The organism is Dactylosporangium sp. NPDC005572, assembly GCF_040605515.1.
In the GTDB taxonomy this organism is placed as follows: Bacteria; Actinomycetota; Actinomycetes; order Mycobacteriales; family Micromonosporaceae; genus Dactylosporangium.
Map to the genome: position 1 here is coordinate 45,809 of NZ_JBEXCY010000044.1, position 20,552 is coordinate 66,360.

Sequence of the window (20,552 nt, forward strand, 5' to 3'; positions counted from 1 at the left end):
GCCCCGCACCACCGCCCCGCACCACCGCCCCGCACCACCGCCCCGCACCACCGCCCCCGCACCGCATTTGCCACCGCACCCGTCGCCGCGCCTGCCACCGCACCCGTCTACGCAAGGCTCCGGCGACCGCCCGGAACCCACCCGGGCGGTTACCCCTCCGCCAACGACCGCCGCCGCGCACCCCACCCGTCTACAACGCTCCGGCGACCGCCCGTACGGACACCTCGCCGCCAACCGACTCGGCCTCCAGGAATTCGGTCGGTCGACCGACCCATCGCAGGGGGCTCGCTCGGTCGACCGACCGAGCGCAGAAAGCAGCAAGTCGATCGACCGACTCAGGCCCGGGAGATTCGGTCGATCGACCGACTCACCCTCGAGGATTTCGGTCGGTCGGCCGACTCATCGCGGAGGCTCGGTCAGCCGACCGACCCGGCGCAGAACGCAGAACGCAGAACGGTCGGTCGGTCGGGCGACCGACCGAGCGCAAAGCAGCAAGTCGGTCGGTCGACCGACCGAGCGCAGAACGCAGAAAGGTCGGTCAGTCGACCGACCGAGAAAGCAGCAAATCGGTCGGGCGACCGATCGCTGGACAGGCCGGACGGGCCGGCGCCGCGGGATCGGCCCGGCGTGGCGGGGATGCTCGGCCGAGCGACAGCGGCCATGATCAAGGGAAACTTCTGGCTGCCATGACAGCCAAATACTTCCCTTGATCATGGCGGCGCGGCCCCGGCCATGATCGATGGCGCGTTCTGGCTGTCATGGCGACCAGAACGCGCCATCGATCATGAAAGGCGGTCAGCGGCGGCGCTTCAGCGTGCGTTCGTAGTCCTGGAACCTTGCCTTGGCGATCGTCGTGCGGGTCTCCGTGCGGAAGACCATGCCCTCCGACGTGCCCTCCAGCGCCGGGTCCAGGGACACCCGCGTGGTCGGGAGCGTTGCCCGGAGCAGGTCCAGCGTCGCCTCGATCGTGGTCGGGAGGTCCGCCGCCGGCAGCGTGAACAGGCGGGGCGTCAGCTCCAGCTCCGCCGCGTCCGCCAGCTTCAGCAGCGTCGACTCGTCGGCGAAGGGCTGGCCGCCCGACTCGCGCCAGGTCGCGATCCGGGACGGGGGCCAGGTCAGGGCCGTCGGCCAGTCCGCCAGCTCCAGGACGTCGAAGAGGCGCCAGCCGAAGGTGGACGCGTCGCGGGTGTACTGCTTGGCGGCGCCGCCGACCTTGCCGCCGTACAGCTCCAGGTAGTAGACGCGCAGCGTGCCGTCGTGCTGGTCGATCAGGCGCGACGCCACCGGCTTCAGCTGCTCGACGATGCCCAGGGCCGGGTTGCCGATCAGGTCGCCCTGGGCGTACAGGAGCTCCTCGCGCGAACCGATCAGGTACGTGCCGTCGGGCAGCAGCACCAGGCGGCTGTTCGTCCCGTCGACCTTCTCCGTCGCGATCACGGACCCGGAGAAGGACGTCACGGTCGGGAGCAGGCCCCCGTTGCGCGGGTCCAGCTCGTGGTACGTAGGGATCGACGGGTACTTGGTCAGCGAGTTGAGCACCCGCAGGTCGGCGGCTCGCACAGCGAATTCGGTCACGCACTCATCATCGCCACGCGGGCAAGCCGAAAAATGAGGCGACCGCGTCCGACCACCGTTGCTACCTTTCAAGCACGCACCGCCCGGTGCGAAGTCCACGGATACTTCCATTCTGTAAATGTGGCCGCCGTGGGCGCCAGGATCTCGGGCGGGCGCGACACAATCACGCTGCGTCGAGGCGTTCCGGTGCGCAGGTGCCGGTTACTTCGACTCCGGATCGAGAGGTCGCGGGTTCGAATCCCGCCGTCCCGGCCACCCCGCGGGACGTAGCTCAGCCAGGTAGAGCACTAACGTTCCGACACCGACTGGAACTCGGAGCGCCCCGTCGCGACGTGATTTCGCGCTGCCCTCGACAACGGGAAGTACAAAATGGCGAAGCTCAATGCGAAGAAGGTCAAGGCGGCGCTCGGAAAGGGCCCGCTCAAGGGCGCGTCGCGCCCGGCCGGACGCACCTTCGAAGGGGGCGTCGGATACGGCCGCGACGCCAAGTCGGAGCTTTTCCTGCTGGCCGTGACGAACATGGTCGGCGAGCAGACGTTCTACGAGGCGGCCGGCGAGCGCGACGAGCGGTTCGCGCACCTCGTGCGGACCGTGGCCGTCGAGGACCCCGACTGGACCGCGCGGCTGCTGCGCTGGCTGCGCCGCGGAGCGAACCTGCGCACGGCGTCGATCGTCGGCGCGGCCGAGTTCGTGCGCGGCCGGCTCGATGCCGGTGCGAACGGCGACAACCGGGCCGTCGTGGCGAGCGTGCTCCAGCGGGCCGACGAGCCGGGCGAGCTGCTCGCGTACTGGATCTCGCGCTACGGCCGGGCGGTGCCCAAGCCGGTGAAGCGCGGCATCGCCGACGCCGTCCAGCGGCTCTACACCGAGCGCAACCTCTTGAAGTACGACACCGCCAGCCACGCCTTCCGCTTCGGTGACGTCGTCGACCTGACCCACCCGGCGCCGGGCGCGCCGTGGCAGGGCGACCTGTTCGCGTACGCGCTGGGCCGCCGGCACCGCCGGGAGGACCTGCCGATACCGGGCTCGCTCGCCATGCTCGCCGAGAACGAGCGGCTGCGGGCCGAGGGCGGCGCGGCCCTGCTCGACCCCGAGCGGCTCGCGGCGGCCGGCATGACGTGGGAGGACGTGCTGTCGCTCGCCGGGAAGCAGGGCGACAAGGCCGCCCTGTGGACCGTGCTGATCCCGTCGATGGGCTACATGGCCCTGCTGCGCAACCTGCGCAACTTCGACGAGGCCGGCGTGCCCGACGGGGTCGCGGCGGGGGTCGCCGCGCGGCTGTCCGACCCGAACGAGGTGGCGCGGTCGAAGCAGCTGCCGATGCGGTTCCTGAGCGCGTACCGCGCGGCGCCGTCGCTGCGGTGGGCCCACGCCCTGGAGCAGGCGCTGACGCTGAGCCTGGGCAACGTGCCGGAACTGAGCGGGCGGACGCTGATCCTCATCGACACGTCCGGCTCGATGAACTCGGTCTTCTCGCGCGACGGCACGCTGCGCCGGTGGGACGCGGCGGTCGTGTTCGGGCTGGCGCTCGCGTCGCGCTGCTCGTCGGCGACGATCGTGTCGTTCTCCGGCCACACCACGGAGTTCCGTCTCCAGAAGCGTGAGTCGGTACTGCGGGCGATCGAGCGCTTCCGGGCGGACGGCCACTTCCACAACGGCGGCACGGCGACGGCCAAGGCGGTGCGCGAGCGCTACGCCCACCACGACCGGGTCGTGATCCTCACCGACGAGCAGGCGTCCTTCGACGCCGAGGTGGATTCGGCCGTACCGCAGAGCGTCCCGATCTTCACCTGGAACCTGGCGGGCTACCGGCTCGGCCACACGCCGCTCAACAACGGTCGCTGGACGTTCGGCGGCCTGACCGACGCCGGCTTCGGGATGATCCCGCTGCTGGAGTCGGGCCGGGACGGCCAGTGGCCCTTCTAGCCGGTCTTCGAGCGTGACCGAGCGCGGCGCCCGAGTGGGACGGTCGCCTGGAAGCTGCCAGTAGACTCCCTCTGTCCTTCACAGGCAGGGGGAGTCATGGCAACGCTGCGCGAGCGGCTCGCCGACGGGGTGCCGCTGGTCGCGGTGAGCTTCGGCGACGACGACGCCGAGGGTGACGCCGCCCGGGTCCGGGACCTCGGGGTGGACGTCGCCGAACTGCGCGTGGACTGGTACTCCTCGGCCGACCCCGCCCACGTCGTCGACCGGGTCCGGGCGTTCCGCGGCGTGCCGACGCTGGCCACCGTCCGGTCGAAGACCGAGGGCGGGTACTGGCCGGGCGACGAGGCCGAGCGCCTGCGGCTCTACGAGGCGCTGCTGCCCGAGGTCGACGCCGTCGACGTGGAGCTTTCCGCGACCGAGGTGCTGCCCGGGGTCGTCGCCGCCGCGCGGGCGCTGGGCAGGCTCGTCGTGGTCTCGCACCACGACTTCGTCGCCACGCCGTCGCCCGAGCGGCTCGCCGAGATCGTCGACGGGGCGCTGGCGGCGGGGGCCGACCTGGTGAAGATCAGCACCATGGCCCACGGCCCCGACGACGTGCGGACGCTGTCGGCGCTGCTGCTGCGGTACAACTCGAGCCGGATGATCGTCATCGGGATGGGCGGTGAAGGGGCGGCGTCCAGGGTCTTCTTCCCGCTGCTGGGCTCCCGGATCACCTATTCGGCGATCGGCGGCCACCCGGCGCCCGGCCAGCTGCCGTTCGCCGAGACCGTGGCGCTGCTGGAGCGGTTCTCGCCGGCCTTCGCCGCGCGGCGGGCCTCATGACGGCGCCCCGGCGCGACCCGTGGCGGGCGGTCCGCAAGTCGGTCGCCCAAGCGGTGGTGCTGTTCACGGCCGTCTTCGTGTTCGGGCTCGGCCGGGCGGTGTTCGGCGTCGGGCCCGCCGGCGACGTCGAGCGCAGCACCGCGGCCTGGACGGTCTGGTCGGTCGGCGTGGCGCTGATGGTCGCGGGTTCGGTCGTCGCGGTGCAGTACCTGCGCGGCAAGTCCGGCATCCGGTGGTGCGTGACGCTGTGGGTGACCGGGCTGGTACTGACGCTCATCTACTCCTCGATGATCCAACCGCCGCCCGTCCAGGGATGATGCACCGGGGCCTTATCGTCGTAGGTCGCTGACCGCGATACGGAGGAACCATGACCCAGCCCCCGCCCGGGCCCGACGAGCCGCAGCCGTACCCCGTCTACTACCAGGCCGCACCCACCGGCGGGTACGCGGTGCCGATCTTCGGGCAGCAGGCCGGGTACGACCCGCTGATCAGCCCGAACTACGGCGGCTGGTGGCAGCGGACCATGGCGATCCTCAAGACCGCATGGAAGCCGCTCGCGACCCTGCAGGCGATCGGGATCGTCGCGAACGTCGTCCTCACGGTGCCGCCGGCGCTGTACCTCGTGTACCTGCAGAGCCAGCTGCCGACGGACCCCAACACGACCCAGCAGATCGACCTCGGGCCCTTCCTCGGCGTGCTCGGGCTGACCTTCCTCGGCGTCTTCCTGGTGCTGCTGGTCCAGTTCGCCGTCGTGATCGCCAGCAACCACATCGGCGTCGCGGTCGCGTCCGGGGTGCAGCCGCAGGTCGGCCGGTCCCTCGCCCTGGCGGCGAAGCGGGTGTTCCCGCTCATCGGCTGGCAGCTGCTGGCCGGCCTCATCACGGTGGTCGGTTTCTGCGCCTGCATCCTGCCCGGGTTCTACCTCATCGCGGTGTTCCTGGTGCTGCCCGTGGTCGTGACGTTCGAGCGCACGAACGTGATCAGCCGGTGCTTCCAGCTGTTCCACGGCGACCTGGGGTCCTCGATCGCCCGTGTCGCCACGGTCTGGGGCATCAGCATCGGCGTCGCGGTCATCGCGAGCATCATCGGCCAGGTGATCCAGGTCGCCTTCGGCGGCGCCGAGTCGCTGACCGGGAACTTCGAGACGACCGGGCCGGTGCTGACCGCCGCCCTCACCGTCGGCATCGTCGTCAGCTCGATCTTCACGGCGGTGCTCACGGCCGCGGGCTCGGTGCTCACCGCGCCGCTGACCCTGACCGCGTACGCGGACATGCGCGCCCGCATCGAGCCCGGGCTGAGCACGGCGCGCCTGGCGAGCGAGATCGAGCTGGCGCCGGCCGGGTCGCCGGAGTGGGGCGCCCCGCCCGCGTGACGGGCTGATCCTGCACGCATGGGACATAGCCGTCGGCGCGTGCCGGCGGGCCTGGCGCTGCCGGGCCTGTCGGCGTGCTCGGGCGACACCGCGTTGGCCCAGTTCACGCCGTCCGGTGCGCCGCCGCGGCGGGTCGGCGACGGTGAGTCACGAAGTGTGTGGAAGCAGTCAAGATTTGGTCCGCCCGGGGTGCGGGCTCGCGGGGCCCCACTAGACTCGGCGGGCATGAGCGCAGATGAGATCGAGGCCGCGTCCCTGCTGAGCACGGTCCGCGAGCCCGGTGATCTCCGCAATCTCACCGCCGAGCAGCTCGATGTCCTGGCCGCGGAGATCCGCGACTTCCTGGTCGCCAAGGTCTCCCGCACGGGCGGCCACCTGGGCCCCAACCTCGGCGTCGTGGAGCTGACGCTCGCGCTGCACCGCGTGTTCGACTCGCCGAAGGACCGGGTCCTGTTCGACACGGGCCACCAGGCCTACGTCCACAAGATCGTCACGGGCCGGCAGGACGGCTTCGATCTCCTGCGCCAGCGCGGGGGCCTCACGGGCTACCCGAGCCAGGCCGAGAGCGAGCACGACCTCGTCGAGAACTCGCACGCCTCGACCGCGCTGTCCTATGCCGACGGCCTGTCGAAGGCGTTCGCGCTGCGCGGCGAGCCGCGTCACGTCGTCGCGGTCGTCGGCGACGGCGCGCTCACCGGCGGCATGTGCTGGGAGGCGCTCAACAACATCGCCGCCGCGAAGAACCCGGTGGTGATCGTCGTCAACGACAACGGCCGGTCCTACTCGCCGACGATCGGCGGCCTGGCCGACCACCTGTCCAACCTGCGGCTCAACCCGAGCTACGAGAAGGTGCTCGACCTCGTCAAGGACTCGCTGGGCCGCACGCCGCTCGTCGGCCCGCCGCTCTACGAGGTGCTCCACGCGGTCAAGAAGGGCATCAAGGACGCGGTCGCGCCGCAGGCGATGTTCGAGGACCTCGGGATCAAATATGTCGGGCCCGTCGACGGCCACGACCGCGAGGCCGTCGAGTCGGCGCTGCGCAAGGCCAAGGGCTTCGGCGGCCCGGTCATCGTCCACGCGGTGACCCGCAAGGGCTTCGGCTACCGCCCCGCCGAGGAGGACGAGGCCGACTGCCTGCACGGCCCGAGCAGCGCGTTCGACATCGAGACCGGCAAGCTGCTCGCCCCGGCCGCCCTCAAGTGGACCGCGGTCTTCGCCGACGAGCTGGTCGCAATCGCCGACGAGCGCGCCGACGTCGTCGGCATCACGGCCGCGATGGCCGAGCCGACCGGCATCGCCAAGCTCATGAAGAAGTACCCCGAGCGCGCCTACGACGTGGGCATCGCCGAGCAGCACGCGGCCACCTCGGCCGCCGGCCTGGCGATCGGCGGCCTGCACCCGGTCGTCGCCGTCTACGCGACGTTCCTCAACCGCGCCTTCGACCAGGTCCTGCTCGACGTCGCCATGCACCGCCTCCCGGTCACCTTCGTCCTCGACCGCGCCGGCATCACCGGCCCCGACGGCCCGTCGCACTACGGCATCTGGGACATGTCGGTCTTCGGCGTGGTCCCCGGCCTGCGCCTGGCCGCCCCGCGCGACGCCCAGACGGTCCGCGAGGAGCTCCGCGAGGCGGTCGGCATCGAGGACGGCCCGACGATCCTGCGCTTCCCGACCGGCGCCGTCCCCGCCGACCTCCCGGCCCTGCGCCGCGTCGGCGGCGTCGACGGCTTCGGTGGCGTCGACGTCCTGGCCGAGCACGAGCGCAAGGACGTCCTCCTCGTCAGCGTCGGCGCCTTCGCCCACCTGGCGGTGGACGCCGCGTCCCGGCTGGCCGAGCAGGGCTACGGCGTGACGGTGGTCGACCCGCGCTGGGTCCGCCCGGTCCCGGTCGAGCTGGTCGCGCTGGCCCGCGAGCACCGCCTGGTGGTCACGGTGGAGGACGGCATCCGCACGGGCGGCGTGGGCGACGCGATCGCCAAGACCCTCCGCGACGCGGACGTGTGGGTCCCGCTGCGCGACCTGGGCGTCCCGCAGGGCTGGCACCCGCACGGCTCCCGCAACGAGATCCTGGCCGACCTGGGGCTGACCGCGCAGGACGTGGCCCGCCAGGTCACGGAGTGGGTGAGCCGCCTGGACGACCAGCGGCTGTCGATCCCGGCCGGCACCCGCACCCGAGCCACCCGCCGCTAATGCCCCCGGCCCACACCGCTCGCCCCGGCCACGGTCCGGCCTAGGACTGCACCGCGGCCCAAGGCTGCACCGCGGCCGGGCACTGCGGCACGGCTGCACCGCGGCCCTGGCGACGCCGTCCGGCCCGGACTCCACCGCGGCCCAAGGCCGCACCGCGGCCGGGGCGCTGCGGACCGGTTGCACTGCGGCCCTGGCGACGCCGTCCGCCCCCCGGACTCCACCGCGGCCCAGGGCTGCACCGCGGCTCAAGGCCGCACCGCGGCCGGGGCACTGCGGCACGGCTGCACCGCGGCCCTGGCGACGCCGTCCGCCCCCCGGACTCCAGCACGGCCCAGGGCTGCACCGCGGCTCAAGGCCGCACCGCGGCCCGGCTGCACCGCGGCCCTGGCGACGCCGTCCGGCCCGGACTCCACCACGGATCGCAGCACGCCGCCGCGCCACGGTCCGGCCCGCACCCACCACGGCCTGCCTCGTCGGGCTCGCTCCATGATCATGGGAAACATCTGGTCGCCCAGACAGCCAGAAGTTTCCCATGATCATGGAGCGAAGGTGCGTCGCTCGGCCTTCGGCGGGCGTTGCCACTGGCCAGCCGCACTCACCGGGCCAAACCGCCGATCTTGGAGCGGTTCGCCCGCTTCAGTCGCCCTCCAAGTCGCCAGCGGCGTCACCGCGGGAGCAGGAGGCCGATCGTTTCGAAGTGGTGGGTCATCGGGAAGCTGTCGAAGGCTCGCATCCGGGCCAGCTCGTAGCCGCGCTCCCCGAACGTCCGCACGTCGCGAGCGAAGGCCGCCGGGTCGCAGGCCACGTACGCCACCGCCCGCGGGGAGCGGGCCGCGATCGACTCCACCACCGCCCGGCCGGCGCCGGAGCGCGGCGGGTCCAGAACCACCAGGTCCACCGTGCGCCAGCGGGGGTTCGACAGGACCGTCGCCACGTCGCCCCGCGTGAAGCGGACGTTCGGCAGGTCGCGTAGTGCGCGCTGGCCGACCGACACCGCGCGGCGATCGGACTCCACCACCGTCACCGGGCCGCTGTGCGGGGCCAGGACGGAGGCGAAGACGCCGGCGCCGCCGTACAGGTCCCAGACGCGGTCCGCCGGGGTCGGGGCCAGCATGTCCAGGACGGTGGCCGTGAAGGCCGGCGCCGCCTGGGGATGGACCTGCCAGAACGCCGTGGCGTCCAGGTTCCACGTGAACGCGCCGAGCGTCTCGCGGACCTTCGGTGCGGACACGGCGCCGGTGCGGGAGGCCCGGGGTACCACTGCCGTGTCCCCCTCCGACGAGACCACCGCCTCGACCGACGAGCCCGGCGGCCACGAGGCGGCCAGCACCGGCAGGGCCTGCACCGACGGGTGCGCGATGCGGCAGCGGTCGACGGGCAGGACCTCCGACGAGCGGTGCTTGTGGAAGCCGGGCCGCCCGTCCGCGGCGACGGCGTACTGGACCCGCGTCCGCCAGCCCAGCGGGCCGCCGGGGAGGGGCTCCACCGGCACCGTCGCGGTGATGCCCGCCAGCCGGGCCAGCTGCTCCGCGAGGACCTGCTCCTTCAGCCTCCGCTGGGCGGCCGGATCCGCGTGCTGCCAGTCGCAGCCGCCGCACGCGCCGGGGCCCGCGAACGGACAGGGCGGGATGACGCGGTCCGGTGACGGCAGCAGTACCTCCACCGCGTCCGCCCGCAGGAAGCCCTTGCGCTCGTCGGTCACGCGGGCCAGCACCCGCTCGCCGGGCAGCGCGTGGCGCACGAAGATCACCTGGCCGTTGTGGCGGGCGACGCAGTGGCCGCCGTGCGCGACCGGGCCGACCTCGAGCTCGATCAGTGTCATCAGCAGGTCACGACGACTGCGAGCGCGGGCCGCGCTTCGGGCCCCGGCTCAGGGTCGCGTCCATCTTGTCGATGTCGACGTCATCGATGGAGCTCAGCTGCCACGGCACGCTGGTGACCATCACGCCCGGCTCGAACAGCAGGCGGCCCTTGAGGCGCAGCGCGCTCTGGTTGTGCAGCAGGTGCTCCCACCAGCGGCCCACGACGTACTCCGGGATGAAGACGGTCACCACGTCGCGGGGCGCGTCGCGGCGCTTCATCCGCACGAAGTCCAGGATGGGGCGGTTGATCTCGCGGAACGGGCTGTCGATGACGGTCAGCGCCACCGGGATCCCGCGGCGCTCCCACTCCTCCTGCAGGTTGCGGGTGTCGTGGTCGTCGACGTTCACGGTCAGCGCGGTGAGGCTGTCTGGGCGGGTGGCCTGCGCGTACGCGATGGCCCGCAGGGTCGGCCGGTGCACCTTGCTGACCAGCACGACCGCGTGGTTGCGGGCCGGCAGCACCGGGCGGTCCTCCGACGGGGTCAGCTCCCGCGCGACCGTGTCGTAGTGCTTCTTGATGCCGACCATCAGGAAATAGATCACGATCATCGCGATGATGGCGATGTACGCGCCGAGCAGGAACTTGGTGATGAGGACCACGACGAGCACGGCGGCGGTCATCGTGAGGCCGATGATGTTGATCGTGCGCGACCGGATCATGCGGTTGCGGGTCTGCTTGTCGCGGACGGTCCGCAGCAGCCGGTTCCAGTGCCGGATCATGCCCGCCTGGGAGAGCGTGAACGAGACGAAGACGCCGACGATGTACAGCTGGATCAGCCGCGTGACCTCGCCCTTGAACCCGACGATCAGGACCATCGCGGCCAGCGCCAGCAGGATGATCCCGTTGGAGAAGGCCAGCCGGTCGCCGCGCGTGTGCAGCTGGCGGGGCAGGTAGCGGTCCTGGGCGAGGATCGAGCCGAGCACCGGGAAGCCGTTGAACGCCGTGTTCGCGGCGAGGAACAGGATCAGCGCGGTGATGACCGCCACCACGTAGAGCATGATCGACCCCGCGCCGAACACCGTCTCGCCGAGCTGCGTGGTGACGGTCTTCTGCACGTAGTTGGACGGGCCGCTGACGATCTGGTCCGGGCTCTCCACGAACTGCAGGCCGGTCTTGCGGGCCAGCAGGATGATGCCGAGCAGCATGGTGATCGAGATCGTGCCGAGCAGCAGCAGCGTGGTCGCCGCGTTCCTGCTCTTCGGCTCCTTGAACGCGGGCACGCCGTTGGAGATGGCCTCGACGCCGGTGAGCGCCGCACAGCCGGACGAGAACGTCCGCAGCAGCAGGAACGCCATGGCGAGCCCGGTCATGTGGCTCTCCTCGGCGTGGATGACCAGGTTCGCGCTCGGCGCGCGCAGGTCGTCACCCAGGATGAAGATCTTGATGAATCCGGTCGCGATCATGCCGATCATGACGATCATGAAGCCGTACGTCGGGACGGCGAACAACCCGCCGGACTCCCGGATGCCGCGCAGGTTCATCGCGGTCAGGACCGCGATGGCGATGATCGAGATGGCGACCTTGTGCGTGGCGACCCACGGCACGACCGAGCCCAGGTTGGCCACGCCCGACGCGGTCGACACGGCGACGGTGAGCACGTAGTCGACGAGCAGCGCGCTCGCCACCGCGACGCCGAAGCGCGGGCCCAGGTTGACCGACGCCACCTCGTAGTCGCCGCCGCCGGAGGGGTACGCGTGCACGTTCTGCCGATAGCTGGCGACCACTGTGAGCATGACCACAGCGACCGCGACACCGATCCATGGCGAGATCAAAAAAGCCGACGCGCCGGCAATCGACAGCGTCAGCAGGATCTCGTCGGGGGCGTAGGCGACCGACGACAACGCGTCGGAAGCGAACACCGGCAGCGCGATGCGCTTGGGCAGCAGCGTGTGTTTCAGCCGGTCCGAGCGGAACGGACGGCCCACGAGCAGCCGCTTCATCAGTGAGGTGGGACTGGCCACGACGCCTAAGCGTACGGGTCCCGATGCCTCCGGGTGCACCGGTCTCGTCCGCGCATGACATGCTCAACGCGAGTGCGGTTCGGACGGAGGCGGGGAACGTGCACGTCGTGATCATGGGGTGCGGCCGCGTGGGATCCACACTGGCACAGAGCCTGGAGCAGCGCGGGCATACCGTCGCGGTCGTCGACGTCGAGGCCGACGCGTTCCGCCGGCTGGGCTCGGACTTCCACGGCACGACGGTCACCGGGGTCGGGTTCGACCGGGAGGTCCTGCTGCAGGCCGGCATCGAGCGGGCCGACGCGTTCGCCGCGGTGTCGTCCGGCGACAACTCCAACATCATCTCGGCCCGCGTCGCGCGCGAGACGTTCGGGGTCGAACGGGTCGTGGCCCGTATCTACGACCCGAAGCGGGCCGAGGTGTACGAGCGGCTCGGCATACCGACCGTCGCCACCGTGCGCTGGACCGCCGACCGGATGCTGCGCCACCTGGTCCCCGAGGGCAACGTCGAGATCTGGCGCGACCCGACCAGCACGGTCTCGATCGTCGAGGTGCCGATGCACCCCGACTGGATCGGCCACACCGTCAGCACGCTGGAGCGCCGCAGCGGCGCCCGCGTCGCGTACCTCATGCGGTTCGGCCTGGCCATGCTGCCGACCGAGTCGACGGTCATCCAGGACGGCGACCTCGCGTTCATGCTGCTGACCGACGAGATGCTCGCACCAGTGACCAAGGTCACCGGCTCGGCGCCCGAAGGGGGACACTGAGACATGCGCATCGCGATCGCCGGTGCCGGCAACGTCGGCCGCTCCATCGCCAAGGAACTGGTGGACAACGGCCACCAGGTGATGCTCATCGAGCGCATCCCGCGCATGGTCCGCCCGGAGCGGGTCCCGCAGGCCGAGTGGATCCTGGCCGACGCCTGTGAGCTGTCCAGCCTCCAGGAGGCCGACCTCTCCTCCTGCGACGTCGTGGTCGCGGCCACCGGCGACGACAAGGTCAACCTCGTCGTCTCCCTGCTGGCCAAAACCGAGTTCGCGGTACCGCGGGTGGTCGCCCGCATCAACCGGGCCGAGAACGAGTGGCTGTTCAACGAGCAGTGGGGCGTCGACGTCTCGGTCAGCAAGCCGCGGCTCATGGCGGCCCTGGTCGAGGAGGCGGTGTCGGTCGGCGACCTGGTCCGCCTGATGACGTTCCGCCAGGCCGAGGCCAACCTGGTGGAGATCACGCTGCCCGAGACGGCCCCCTACGTCGGGCACCCGGTCCGCGACGTGCCACTCCCCCACGACGCGGCCCTGGTCGCCATCCTGCGCGGCAAGCGCGTGCTGGTGCCGACCCCGGACGACCCGCTGGAGGCCGGCGACGAGCTGATCTTCGTCGTGACCTCAGAGGTCGAGGACGCCGTCCGCGCGGTGATCCTGGGCGCGGACAGCGTCGAGAAGACCCGCAACAAGCACAGCTGACCCGCCGCGGGCCGGCGCCCGTCAGGCGGGCTTCGGCTCGGCCGCGCGGTACTCGGGCTCGGCCGGGTCACTGCGCAGGATCCGGCGGGCCTGCCACACGGTCAGCGCGGCCAGCAGTGCATACGGCGGCCAGCCCAGGGCCAGGCGGGCCACGCCGAGCAGGTCGTCGGCGTTCTCGGCGGTGTCGAGGTACAGCAGGACCTGGACGCCCAGCTTCGCCGCGTAGACGGCGGCCCACACGACGGTCAGCCAGGTGAACGCGCGGCGCAGGCGGATGTTGTCGTACCACCGGGTCGCGCCCTTGTCGAGCATGATCGACCACAGCCAGCCGACCAGCGGACGGCCGAACGCGACCGAGCCGAGCATGCCCAGGACGTAGCCGGCGCTGAGGAACATGCCCGGCAGGTAGATGTCCTTGGCGTCGCCGCTCTTCCAGGCGATGTACGCGCCGATGGCGATGCCGAACACGCCGTTGAAGGCGTGACGGGTGGGCTCGCGGCGGCTCAGGCGATAGGCCGCCATCGACAGCGCCGCGCCCACCGCGATGATCAGCGAGGTGCGCAGGGACCACCACTCGAAGCGGTCGCCGAGGAAGTTCACCACGATGAACAGGGTGATCGGGATGCTGGACTCGATGAGCCCGCGTACCCCGCCCAGCTGCTCGGACATCTGGACCGAGAACGACGGGAGCGGCTCTTCCTCGGTCGGCGACGGCGTGGTGGTCTTGTCAGCTGGCTGCATCCGGCTCCTGTCTCTAGCTCCCCGGGCTTCGCCCGCGGTTTCGTGGGGGGTTCCCACCCCACACCCCCCATGCGGCGCTGCGCGCCGCACCTTTGTCGCGGCGCTGCGCGCCGCATGCAGCGCGCTAGCCCCGGCGGTGTTCGTCGCGATCTTGCCGCGGCGCTGTGCGTCACGCGTCGCACTTGCCGTGGCGGTGTGTGTCGCGATCTTGCCGCGGCGCTGTGCGTCACGCGTCGCACTTGCCGTGACGGTGTGTGTCGCGATCTTGCTGTGGCGGTGTGCTTCGCGCTCTGCTTTGCGCTCGGCAGTCTTGTCTATCGAGGTGTGTCGAGTTCGTAGTACGGGTTGTAGAGCACCTTGCGGCCGTCTCGGACCGCGATGCGCCCCTTCGCCGTGATCGCCCGGCCTGGCTCGATGCCGGCGATGTGCCGGCGGCCCAGCCACACCAGTGTGACCAGGTCGCTGCCGTCGAAGAGCTCGGCCTCCAGGGTAGGCAGGTTGGTGCGCGGCGTGTAGACCACCGTGCGCAGCCGTCCCTTGAGACTCACCACCTGCCCGCGCCGGCAGGCCAGCGCAGGCATGCTGCCGCACTGCTTGGCGTCGCGCTGCAGCTCTTCCGCTTCGAGTTCGGAGTCGCTCGCGGTCAACCGGCGGAAGAACCTCCGCAGGCCCCGCTCCTCGACCGCGTTCTCACTGTCCGTGGCCATGATGACGGTGCCACCCTCCTCGGCTGTTATGACACCCTCATTACGACGGTACGCGAGATCCGGCTATTTGCGACGTGGGCGGGGTGACGGCTTTCGGCCGGCGGTGCCGTCGCCGTTCACCGGCTCGCTGTCGGCCTGCTCCTCGGCGCTCGCCGAGGCCTCGGCGACCTCCTTGGGCAGGTGCAGCGGGAGCGGCTCACGGACCGGCATGGCCTCGTTGCCGCGGTCGACGACCAGGTTGCGCAGGCACTCGGTGAGGGCCGGCGCGACCGACGGGTCGATCGCGGCCGCACCCTGGTAGACGGCGCGGACCAGCCAGCGGGGGCCGTCGACGCCGACGAAGCGGATGTCGGTCAGGCCGTCCGGCGTGCGGACGCGGGCGCGCAGCTCGATGCCGTAGTCGCCCTCGGCCTCCTCGGCCGCGACGCCGTCGTTGGAGAGCTGCTTGCGGATCTCGGCGCGGACCTCGTCCCAGATGCCCTCGCTGCGGGGCGCGGCGAACACGCCGAGCTGCAGGGCACTTTCGTTGGACACGAGCACGACCTGCTGGATCTTGCCGTCGTTGTCGGCCTGGACCCGGACCTCGACGTCCTCGATCGCCGGCACCTTCAGCGCGCCGAGATCGAGCTGGGCGATGCCGGCCGGCGCCTCGCTGATGTCGTAAGGCCCGCCGGCGCGCGCCGACGCCTCCTCGACCTCGTCGTCCCCGGTCAGGTCGAGATCGGCCTCGGCGCGCGGGCGCGAGTCGCCCTTGGCGTTCCGCCCGCTCCCGCGATTGCGCGAGAAGATCACTGCTCTGCCTCCAAGTCCGCTGCCGCCGTCAGGCCGGCATGCCCGCCGGTGGACCCGTGGCCACCAGCCCCGCGCACAGTATCGGGAAGGTCCTCGACGACGTGGAAGTGTGCCCGCTCCACACGTTGGATGACAAGCTGGGCAATCCGGTCACCGCGGCTGATCTTTGCCGTGGTCACCCGATCATGATTGACGAGGTTCACCAGGATTTCGCCGCGGTAGCCGGCGTCGACCGTCCCGGGCGCGTTCAGGACGGTGACCCCCAGCCGGGCCGCCAGGCCCGAGCGCGGGTGGACCAGCCCGACGTACCCCTCCGGCAGCGCGATCGCGATGCCGGTGCGGACCAGGGCCCGCTCCCCCGGCGGCAGCTCCACGTCCTCGGCCGCCACCAGGTCGGCACCGGCGTCGCCCGGGTGCGCGTAGGCCGGCAGCGGCAGATCGGGCTCGAGCCGCTTGATGAGCACGTCCATCCCCATGGTCTCCATCCTGCCGGGTCGGCCGGGCGCCTGAACACGTACCCTCGCACACGTGGCACAGCCGAACCCGTACCGCGAGCGTCTCACCGTCGCCTGGTGGCTGTGGCTGCCCGCGGTGGCGATCGCCGTCACGCTGGCGGCCGAGGTCAGGCTGGGCGCGCCCGGCGCGGCGACGTGGGTCGCCTACCTCCTGCTGCTGCCGCTGACCACCGTGGGGCTGTGGCGGCTCGGCCGCATCCGCGTCGAGGTGTCCGACGGCGAGTTGCGGGTGGACGACGCGCACATCCCGCTGCGGTACATCGGCGAGGTGACGACCCTCACTCCGGACGAGAAGCGGGACCTGCTGGGTCCGTACGCGCATCCCGAGGCGTTCGTCGTGCAGCGGCCCTGGATCGGCGGCGCCGTGCGGGTGCAGGTGGCCGACGAGGCCGATCCCACGCCGTACTGGCTGATCAGCACCCGGCGCCCGGAGGCCCTGCGGTCAGCCCTCGATGACGCGCGGGTCGGCTGACGCCCGCAGGTCCTTGCGGATGTCGTCGCCGAGCGCGAGCGTCGCCCGCCGGTTCAGGAACCCGCCGACGGCCGCGCCGGTGAGGAAGGGACCCAGGGTGCTCAGGTTGCGCCCGAAGCGCTTGAGCAGCCGGTCCCGCAGCTCCTTGCGCAGGGCGGTACCCATCGCCGCGGCGACGCTGCCGCCGACGCGCATGGGGTTGATGCCGCGCCGCTGGGCCCAGGCCTGGACCAGGGCGAGCGCGCGCTGGGCGCCGGTGCCCTCGATAGGCCGGCCGTAGACCGCGTGCAGCTCGCCGATGAGCTTCATCTCCACGGCGACGACCGCCACCGTCTCCGCGGCCAGCAGGACCGGGGCGGACAGCAGCGAGGGCGTCACGGCCCACTCGACGGCCGCCACGCCGCCGCCGGCGGCGCCGATGCCCGCGGTCACCCGCGAGGCGTTGCGGATCAGCCGCTCGGCGAGCTCCTCGCCCTCCAGGCCGCCGTGGTGGGCCCGCAGGGTGTCGAGGTCACGCACCTTGATGTGGGGTGCGACGCGCGTCACCGCGTCGGCGACCCAGTTGATCGCCTTCTTGGGCCGGAACAGGTCCCGGACGCCCCGCTCACGCAGCTCGACGCGGATGATCCGGCCCAGCAGCCGCCGCCGCTCCCGCGGCTGCGTGTCCTCCTCCGTCAACCGGCTGACGGCGTTGGACAGCTCGGCCTCGGCGACCGGCTCGTTCTCGGCCGCCTCGTCGGCGGGCACCGGCTGGACCATCGTCAACCTCCGGGGGGTGCGGAACGTCGCCCTCTATGACTCAAGCACGGTCGCGCCACCTCCGCGTGATCAACTTCCGGATCACGCGCATTCGCGGCAGATCAGCTCCCCGTTCCGTTCCACGGCGAGCTGGCTGCGGTGGTGCACCAGGAAGCACCGCGAGCAGCGGAACTCGTCGGCCTGCATCGGCAGGACCTTGACCGTCATGTCCTCGTCGGCCAGGTCGGCGCCCGGCAGCTCGAAGTTCTCCCCAATGTCGGAGTCGTCGACGTCGACGATCGCGGACTGCGCATCGGTCCGGCGGGACTTCAGCTCCTCGAGGCTGTCCTCCCCGAGGTCGACCTCGTCGCGACGTGGCGCGTCGTAGTCGGTGGCCATCGGTGTTCACACTCCTGTTTCGTGTCGCCGGTAGGTATCGCGCCCGGTATAACGTCGATCGGGCGGCGTACCTTACCGCCCCTCGCGCGTTTGTTGTACGCCCACGCGCGGAAACTTGTTCCCAATGTGACCGAGGCGACACAACGATCATCCCCGGCGCCGAACCAGCCCCCGCGCCGCGGCAGCGACGATACCGCCACGTGGCCGTTCCCGTGGGGAGTCGTACCGCAACGGCGGGTGGGAACTTTGGGGGTATCCCGGGTGGGGACTGCAACATCGATCGCCGGCAGGCGCTAACCTACCCGGCAGCCAGAGCGTCTTACTGGTGACGAATCAGCGGCAGGGCGGGGAGCAACCATGAGTTTTGCGCGGGTCAGGGCGCTCGCGGTGGTCGGCACCCTCGTCGTCGCCGCCGCCATCTTCGTGATCGTCGCCCTGGTCAAGGATCGGCAGAGCAGCCCCCAGGAGGCCGAGGGCTGCGCCGAGGGCGCGATCGTCGCCAACGCCAAGCTCCCCACGCCCGAGCAGGTCAAGCTCAACATCTACAACGCTACCGGGACGCCCGGCCTGGCCACCGACGTCTCGAAGGAGTTCCTGGCCCGCCGGTTCAAGGAGGCGAAGGTGCAGACCGTCGCGCCGAGCCCGCAGGTGAACAAGCCCGGCGACGAGGTGGCCTTCATCCGCTACGGCCCGCAGACGGTCGGCGCCGCCTGGCTCATGCGGGCGTACTTCCTGAACGAGGCGGAGACGCAGTTCGACAAGGCGCGGCAGGACGACCGGGTCGACGTGATCATCGGCGGGCGCTTCCGGCAGCTGCCGACCATCACCGAGGTGAACCAGGCGATCGGCGCCCTGGGCAACCCGTCGCTGCCCGAGGGCACTTGCGCAGCTGAGTAGGCGAAGCAGGGCAGGCTGAGTGAGCTTCACGGCCCGCCGGCCGCGTCCAGCTCGGCCAGGCGCTCGTGCAGCGGGCCGTGGAGGGCCGGCGGGGCCGCCACCACCATGGCCGGCCCGGGCGGCGCGCCGTTCAGCCCGGTGACGAGCACGCCCGCCTCCGCGGCCACCAGGCCGCCGGCCGCGTGGTCCCAGGCGTTGAGGCCCTTCTCGTAGTACGCGTCCAGGGCGCCTTCGGCCACCAGGCACAGGTCGATGGAGGCGGCGCCGAACCGCCGCACGTCGCGCACGTGGCCGATCAGGCCGGCGAGCACCCGGGCCTGGTGCAGGCGGCGCTCGGCCGCGTAGCCGAAGCCGGTGCCCACCAGCGCCTGACCCAGGTCGGTCTCGCCCGAACAGGCCAGCCGCCGGTCGCCCGACCAGGCGCCACCGCCCCGGACGGCCGTCCATTCCTTGCCGGTCGCCGCGTTGACCACCACCCCGGCGACCACCTGCCCGTCGACCTCGGCGGCCAGCGAGACCGCGTACTGCGGCAGGTCGTAGAGGTAGTTCACGGTGCCGTCGATCGGGTCGAGGATCCAGCGGACGCGGGCGTGCTCCGGGCTGGCGCCGAACTCCTCCCCGAGTACCGCATCGCCCGGACGGGCGGCGTGTAGTGCCTCCCGGACGTGTCGCTCGACCGCCCGGTCGGCGGCGGTGACCACGTCGGTGGCGGTGGACTTGGTGGCGACGGCGTCGACGCCCTCGGCCCGCATACCGGCCGCGAGCACGGCGGCGGAGCGGGCGACGGAGACGGCGAGAGCCAAAAGTTCGGCCGGCTGATCCATGGTCACCATCCTTACAAAGTCGACCGAAGCCCCTTTCGCCCCATCCGTTCGGTCACAACAAGCCCGCACGGTACCCACAAGACGGGATGTTGGAGCGAGAGAGCGTTACAATTCACGCGCTGCCCGAGCGCTGGTGAATCCGCCTCATCGGAGACCCGGCACGCGGGCGCCACCACAAGCAACCCGGCCACTCAGCACGGCCGCGCCGTGCGCGAAACTCGGCCGCATCGGCCGTCGCTCGCTCATCGCACCGGAAGGTCGTTCGTGACAGCAGCTCACCAGCCCAGCGTCGACGTACGCTCCCTCGCCGACACGCTGATCGCACGTGCGGCCGCCAACGGCGGCCACCTCACGTCGGCGGAGGTCGCGCAGGCGGTCGACACCGCAGACGTAACCCCCGCGCACGCGAAGAAGCTGCTCAGGAGCCTGGCCGAGGCGGGAGTGACCGTCGTGGTCGACGACTCGGCCAACAGCCGCCGCAAGGTTGCTGCAGCCCGGTCCGCCACCCCGGCATCCAAGGCCGCCACAGCCAAGGCCGCACCGGTCGCCAGCAGGGCGCCGGCCAAGCCGCTGACAGCCGTCGAGTCCCCCCAGGACGACACGGCGGTGAAGAAGGTCCCCGTGAAGAAGGCCGCGCCCGAGGCGCCCACCGCACCTGCCAAGAAGGCCGCACCGGCGAAGAAGGCCGCCGCGGCGAAGACCGCGCCAGCCAAGAAGGCCGCACCGGCCAAGGCGGCGGCCGTGAAGAAGGCGTCGCCGGGCGAGGCAGCCGAGCCGGCCGCCCCGACCGCCGGGTCCGGCGAGGAGCCGGAGCTCGAGGAGCTCGACGACGCCGCGCTGGCCGCCGAGATCGAGGACGTCGTCGTCGACGAGCCGGCCGAGGTCAAGGCGGCCGAGGCCGACGCCGAGGCGACCGCGACCGACGACGACTTCGCGTGGGACGACGACGAGTCGGAGGCGCTGAAGCAGGCCCGGCGCGACGCCGAGCTCACCGCGTCGGCCGACTCGGTCCGGGCCTACCTGAAGCAGATCGGCAAGGTCCCGCTCCTCAACGCGGAGCAGGAGGTCGAGCTCGCCAAGCGGATCGAGGCCGGCCTGTATGCCGCGGAGCGGCTGCGGGCGGCCGAGGAGTCGGGCGAGCCGATGACGATGCCGGCCTCGCGTGACTTCATGTGGATCTCCCGTGACGGCGAGCGCGCCAAGAACCACCTGCTGGAGGCCAACCTCCGGCTGGTCGTCTCGCTCGCCAAGCGGTACACGGGCCGTGGCATGGCGTTCCTGGACCTCATCCAGGAGGG

20 protein-coding genes are annotated in these 20,552 nt (G+C 71.6%); 10 read left to right on the forward strand and 10 right to left on the reverse strand.

Going from position 1 to position 20,552, the window contains the following annotated elements; genetic code table 11:
* Positions 1–795 precede the first annotated feature (795 nt).
* Positions 796–1,575: an RNA ligase family protein gene (locus ABZS66_RS22390; RefSeq protein WP_354760540.1), complete on the reverse strand. Its 780-nt coding sequence runs from the start codon at positions 1,573–1,575 to the stop codon at positions 796–798.
* Between the two features lie 369 nt (positions 1,576–1,944).
* On the opposite strand from ABZS66_RS22390, the gene ABZS66_RS22395 reads away from it, so the two are divergent.
* The 5 genes from ABZS66_RS22395 (at position 1,945) to dxs (ending at position 7,885) form a co-directional block, all read left to right on the forward strand.
* The gene (locus ABZS66_RS22395) at positions 1,945–3,501 is read left to right on the forward strand and encodes a TROVE domain-containing protein (RefSeq protein WP_354760542.1); all 1,557 of its coding nucleotides are present in this window, start codon (positions 1,945–1,947) and stop codon (positions 3,499–3,501) included.
* Positions 3,502–3,597: 96 nt separating this feature from the next.
* Positions 3,598–4,323 carry a type I 3-dehydroquinate dehydratase gene (aroD, locus tag ABZS66_RS22400; protein WP_354760544.1) on the forward strand — a complete coding sequence of 242 codons (726 nt, stop codon included), beginning with the start codon at positions 3,598–3,600 and terminating at the stop codon, positions 4,321–4,323.
* The gene (locus ABZS66_RS22405) at positions 4,320–4,640 is read left to right on the forward strand and encodes a hypothetical protein (protein ID WP_354760546.1); all 321 of its coding nucleotides are present in this window, start codon (positions 4,320–4,322) and stop codon (positions 4,638–4,640) included. Before aroD ends, ABZS66_RS22405 begins: the two co-directional genes overlap by 4 nt.
* Positions 4,641–4,690: 50 nt before the next feature.
* Entirely contained in the window at positions 4,691–5,695 is a 1,005-nt protein-coding gene (locus tag ABZS66_RS22410) for a hypothetical protein (RefSeq protein WP_354760547.1), read from the forward strand.
* Positions 5,696–5,920: 225 nt separating this feature from the next.
* A complete protein-coding gene (gene dxs, locus ABZS66_RS22415) occupies positions 5,921–7,885 on the forward strand; it encodes a 1-deoxy-D-xylulose-5-phosphate synthase (RefSeq protein WP_354760549.1) in 1,965 nt (654 codons plus the stop codon).
* 664 nt (positions 7,886–8,549) lie between these two features.
* Here dxs and ABZS66_RS22420 read toward each other — a convergent pair.
* The gene (locus tag ABZS66_RS22420) at positions 8,550–9,707 is read right to left on the reverse strand and encodes a class I SAM-dependent RNA methyltransferase (RefSeq protein ID WP_354760551.1); all 1,158 of its coding nucleotides are present in this window, start codon (positions 9,705–9,707) and stop codon (positions 8,550–8,552) included.
* 7 nt (positions 9,708–9,714) lie between these two features.
* Positions 9,715–11,709 (reverse strand): APC family permease, encoded by a 1,995-nt coding sequence (locus ABZS66_RS22425; RefSeq protein WP_354760553.1) that lies wholly within the window; start codon positions 11,707–11,709, stop codon positions 9,715–9,717.
* A 98-nt stretch (positions 11,710–11,807) separates the two neighbouring features.
* Between ABZS66_RS22425 and ABZS66_RS22430 the strand changes: the two genes are divergently transcribed.
* Complete coding sequence (locus ABZS66_RS22430) at positions 11,808–12,473, forward strand: TrkA family potassium uptake protein (protein WP_354760555.1); 666 nt, start codon at positions 11,808–11,810, stop codon at positions 12,471–12,473.
* 3 nt (positions 12,474–12,476) lie between these two features.
* Positions 12,477–13,169, forward strand: a complete 693-nt coding sequence (locus tag ABZS66_RS22435; RefSeq protein WP_354760557.1) for a TrkA family potassium uptake protein — start codon at positions 12,477–12,479, stop codon at positions 13,167–13,169.
* Positions 13,170–13,190: 21 nt separating this feature from the next.
* Here ABZS66_RS22435 and ABZS66_RS22440 read toward each other — a convergent pair whose 3' ends face one another.
* The 4 genes from ABZS66_RS22440 to dut all read right to left on the reverse strand — a co-directional run bounded on the left by ABZS66_RS22440 (position 13,191) and on the right by dut (position 15,879).
* A complete protein-coding gene (locus ABZS66_RS22440) occupies positions 13,191–13,910 on the reverse strand; it encodes a DUF3159 domain-containing protein (RefSeq protein WP_354760559.1) in 720 nt (239 codons plus the stop codon).
* Positions 13,911–14,224: 314 nt separating this feature from the next.
* Entirely contained in the window at positions 14,225–14,617 is a 393-nt protein-coding gene (locus ABZS66_RS22445) for an OB-fold nucleic acid binding domain-containing protein (protein ID WP_354760561.1), read from the reverse strand.
* Positions 14,618–14,680: 63 nt separating this feature from the next.
* Complete coding sequence (locus ABZS66_RS22450; RefSeq protein WP_354760580.1) at positions 14,681–15,331, reverse strand: DUF3710 domain-containing protein; 651 nt, start codon at positions 15,329–15,331, stop codon at positions 14,681–14,683.
* 74 nt (positions 15,332–15,405) lie between these two features.
* The gene (dut, locus tag ABZS66_RS22455; protein WP_354760582.1) at positions 15,406–15,879 is read right to left on the reverse strand and encodes a dUTP diphosphatase; all 474 of its coding nucleotides are present in this window, start codon (positions 15,877–15,879) and stop codon (positions 15,406–15,408) included.
* 58 nt (positions 15,880–15,937) lie between these two features.
* Between dut and ABZS66_RS22460 the strand changes: the two genes are divergently transcribed.
* The gene (locus tag ABZS66_RS22460; protein WP_354760563.1) at positions 15,938–16,396 is read left to right on the forward strand and encodes a DUF3093 domain-containing protein; all 459 of its coding nucleotides are present in this window, start codon (positions 15,938–15,940) and stop codon (positions 16,394–16,396) included.
* Here ABZS66_RS22460 and ABZS66_RS22465 read toward each other — a convergent pair.
* Together ABZS66_RS22465 and ABZS66_RS22470 are read right to left on the reverse strand one after the other, a co-directional pair.
* Positions 16,367–17,155, reverse strand: a complete 789-nt coding sequence (locus ABZS66_RS22465) for a hypothetical protein (protein ID WP_354760565.1) — start codon at positions 17,153–17,155, stop codon at positions 16,367–16,369. The two genes, ABZS66_RS22460 and ABZS66_RS22465, sit on opposite strands and share 30 nt — an antisense overlap.
* Positions 17,156–17,236: 81 nt before the next feature.
* Positions 17,237–17,533 carry a DUF4193 domain-containing protein gene (locus ABZS66_RS22470; RefSeq protein WP_354760567.1) on the reverse strand — a complete coding sequence of 99 codons (297 nt, stop codon included), beginning with the start codon at positions 17,531–17,533 and terminating at the stop codon, positions 17,237–17,239.
* 357 nt (positions 17,534–17,890) lie between these two features.
* On the opposite strand from ABZS66_RS22470, the gene ABZS66_RS22475 reads away from it, so the two are divergent.
* Positions 17,891–18,430, forward strand: a complete 540-nt coding sequence (locus ABZS66_RS22475; RefSeq protein WP_354760569.1) for a LytR C-terminal domain-containing protein — start codon at positions 17,891–17,893, stop codon at positions 18,428–18,430.
* A gap of 26 nt (positions 18,431–18,456) precedes the next feature.
* On the opposite strand, the gene ABZS66_RS22480 is transcribed toward ABZS66_RS22475, so the two are convergent.
* Positions 18,457–19,263, reverse strand: a complete 807-nt coding sequence (locus ABZS66_RS22480; RefSeq protein ID WP_354760571.1) for an inositol monophosphatase family protein — start codon at positions 19,261–19,263, stop codon at positions 18,457–18,459.
* Between the two features lie 255 nt (positions 19,264–19,518).
* On the opposite strand from ABZS66_RS22480, the gene ABZS66_RS22485 reads away from it, so the two are divergent.
* The coding region (locus ABZS66_RS22485; RefSeq protein ID WP_354760573.1) for a sigma-70 factor domain-containing protein at positions 19,519–20,552 on the forward strand (1,034 nt) is incomplete at its 3' end.

Excerpts from the sequence above, each read along its gene's own strand:
- ABZS66_RS22440 (WP_354760559.1), bottom strand. The coding sequence starts at position 13,910 with ATGCAGCCAGCTGACAAGACCACCACGCCGTCGCCGACCGAGGAAGAG.
- ABZS66_RS22470 (WP_354760567.1), bottom strand. The coding sequence starts at position 17,533 with ATGGCCACCGACTACGACGCGCCACGTCGCGACGAGGTCGACCTCGGG.
- ABZS66_RS22395 (WP_354760542.1), top strand. The coding sequence starts at position 1,945 with ATGGCGAAGCTCAATGCGAAGAAGGTCAAGGCGGCGCTCGGAAAGGGC.
- ABZS66_RS22435 (WP_354760557.1), top strand. The coding sequence starts at position 12,477 with ATGCGCATCGCGATCGCCGGTGCCGGCAACGTCGGCCGCTCCATCGCC.
- ABZS66_RS22480 (WP_354760571.1), bottom strand. The coding sequence starts at position 19,263 with ATGGTGACCATGGATCAGCCGGCCGAACTTTTGGCTCTCGCCGTCTCC.
- ABZS66_RS22410 (WP_354760547.1), top strand. The coding sequence starts at position 4,691 with ATGACCCAGCCCCCGCCCGGGCCCGACGAGCCGCAGCCGTACCCCGTC.
- dxs (WP_354760549.1), top strand. The coding sequence starts at position 5,921 with ATGAGCGCAGATGAGATCGAGGCCGCGTCCCTGCTGAGCACGGTCCGC.
- ABZS66_RS22465 (WP_354760565.1), bottom strand. The coding sequence starts at position 17,155 with ATGGTCCAGCCGGTGCCCGCCGACGAGGCGGCCGAGAACGAGCCGGTC.
- ABZS66_RS22475 (WP_354760569.1), top strand. The coding sequence starts at position 17,891 with ATGAGTTTTGCGCGGGTCAGGGCGCTCGCGGTGGTCGGCACCCTCGTC.
- ABZS66_RS22445 (WP_354760561.1), bottom strand. The coding sequence starts at position 14,617 with ATGGCCACGGACAGTGAGAACGCGGTCGAGGAGCGGGGCCTGCGGAGG.
- dut (WP_354760582.1), bottom strand. The coding sequence starts at position 15,879 with ATGGACGTGCTCATCAAGCGGCTCGAGCCCGATCTGCCGCTGCCGGCC.
- ABZS66_RS22405 (WP_354760546.1), top strand. The coding sequence starts at position 4,320 with ATGACGGCGCCCCGGCGCGACCCGTGGCGGGCGGTCCGCAAGTCGGTC.
- aroD (WP_354760544.1), top strand. The coding sequence starts at position 3,598 with ATGGCAACGCTGCGCGAGCGGCTCGCCGACGGGGTGCCGCTGGTCGCG.
- ABZS66_RS22420 (WP_354760551.1), bottom strand. The coding sequence starts at position 9,707 with ATGACACTGATCGAGCTCGAGGTCGGCCCGGTCGCGCACGGCGGCCAC.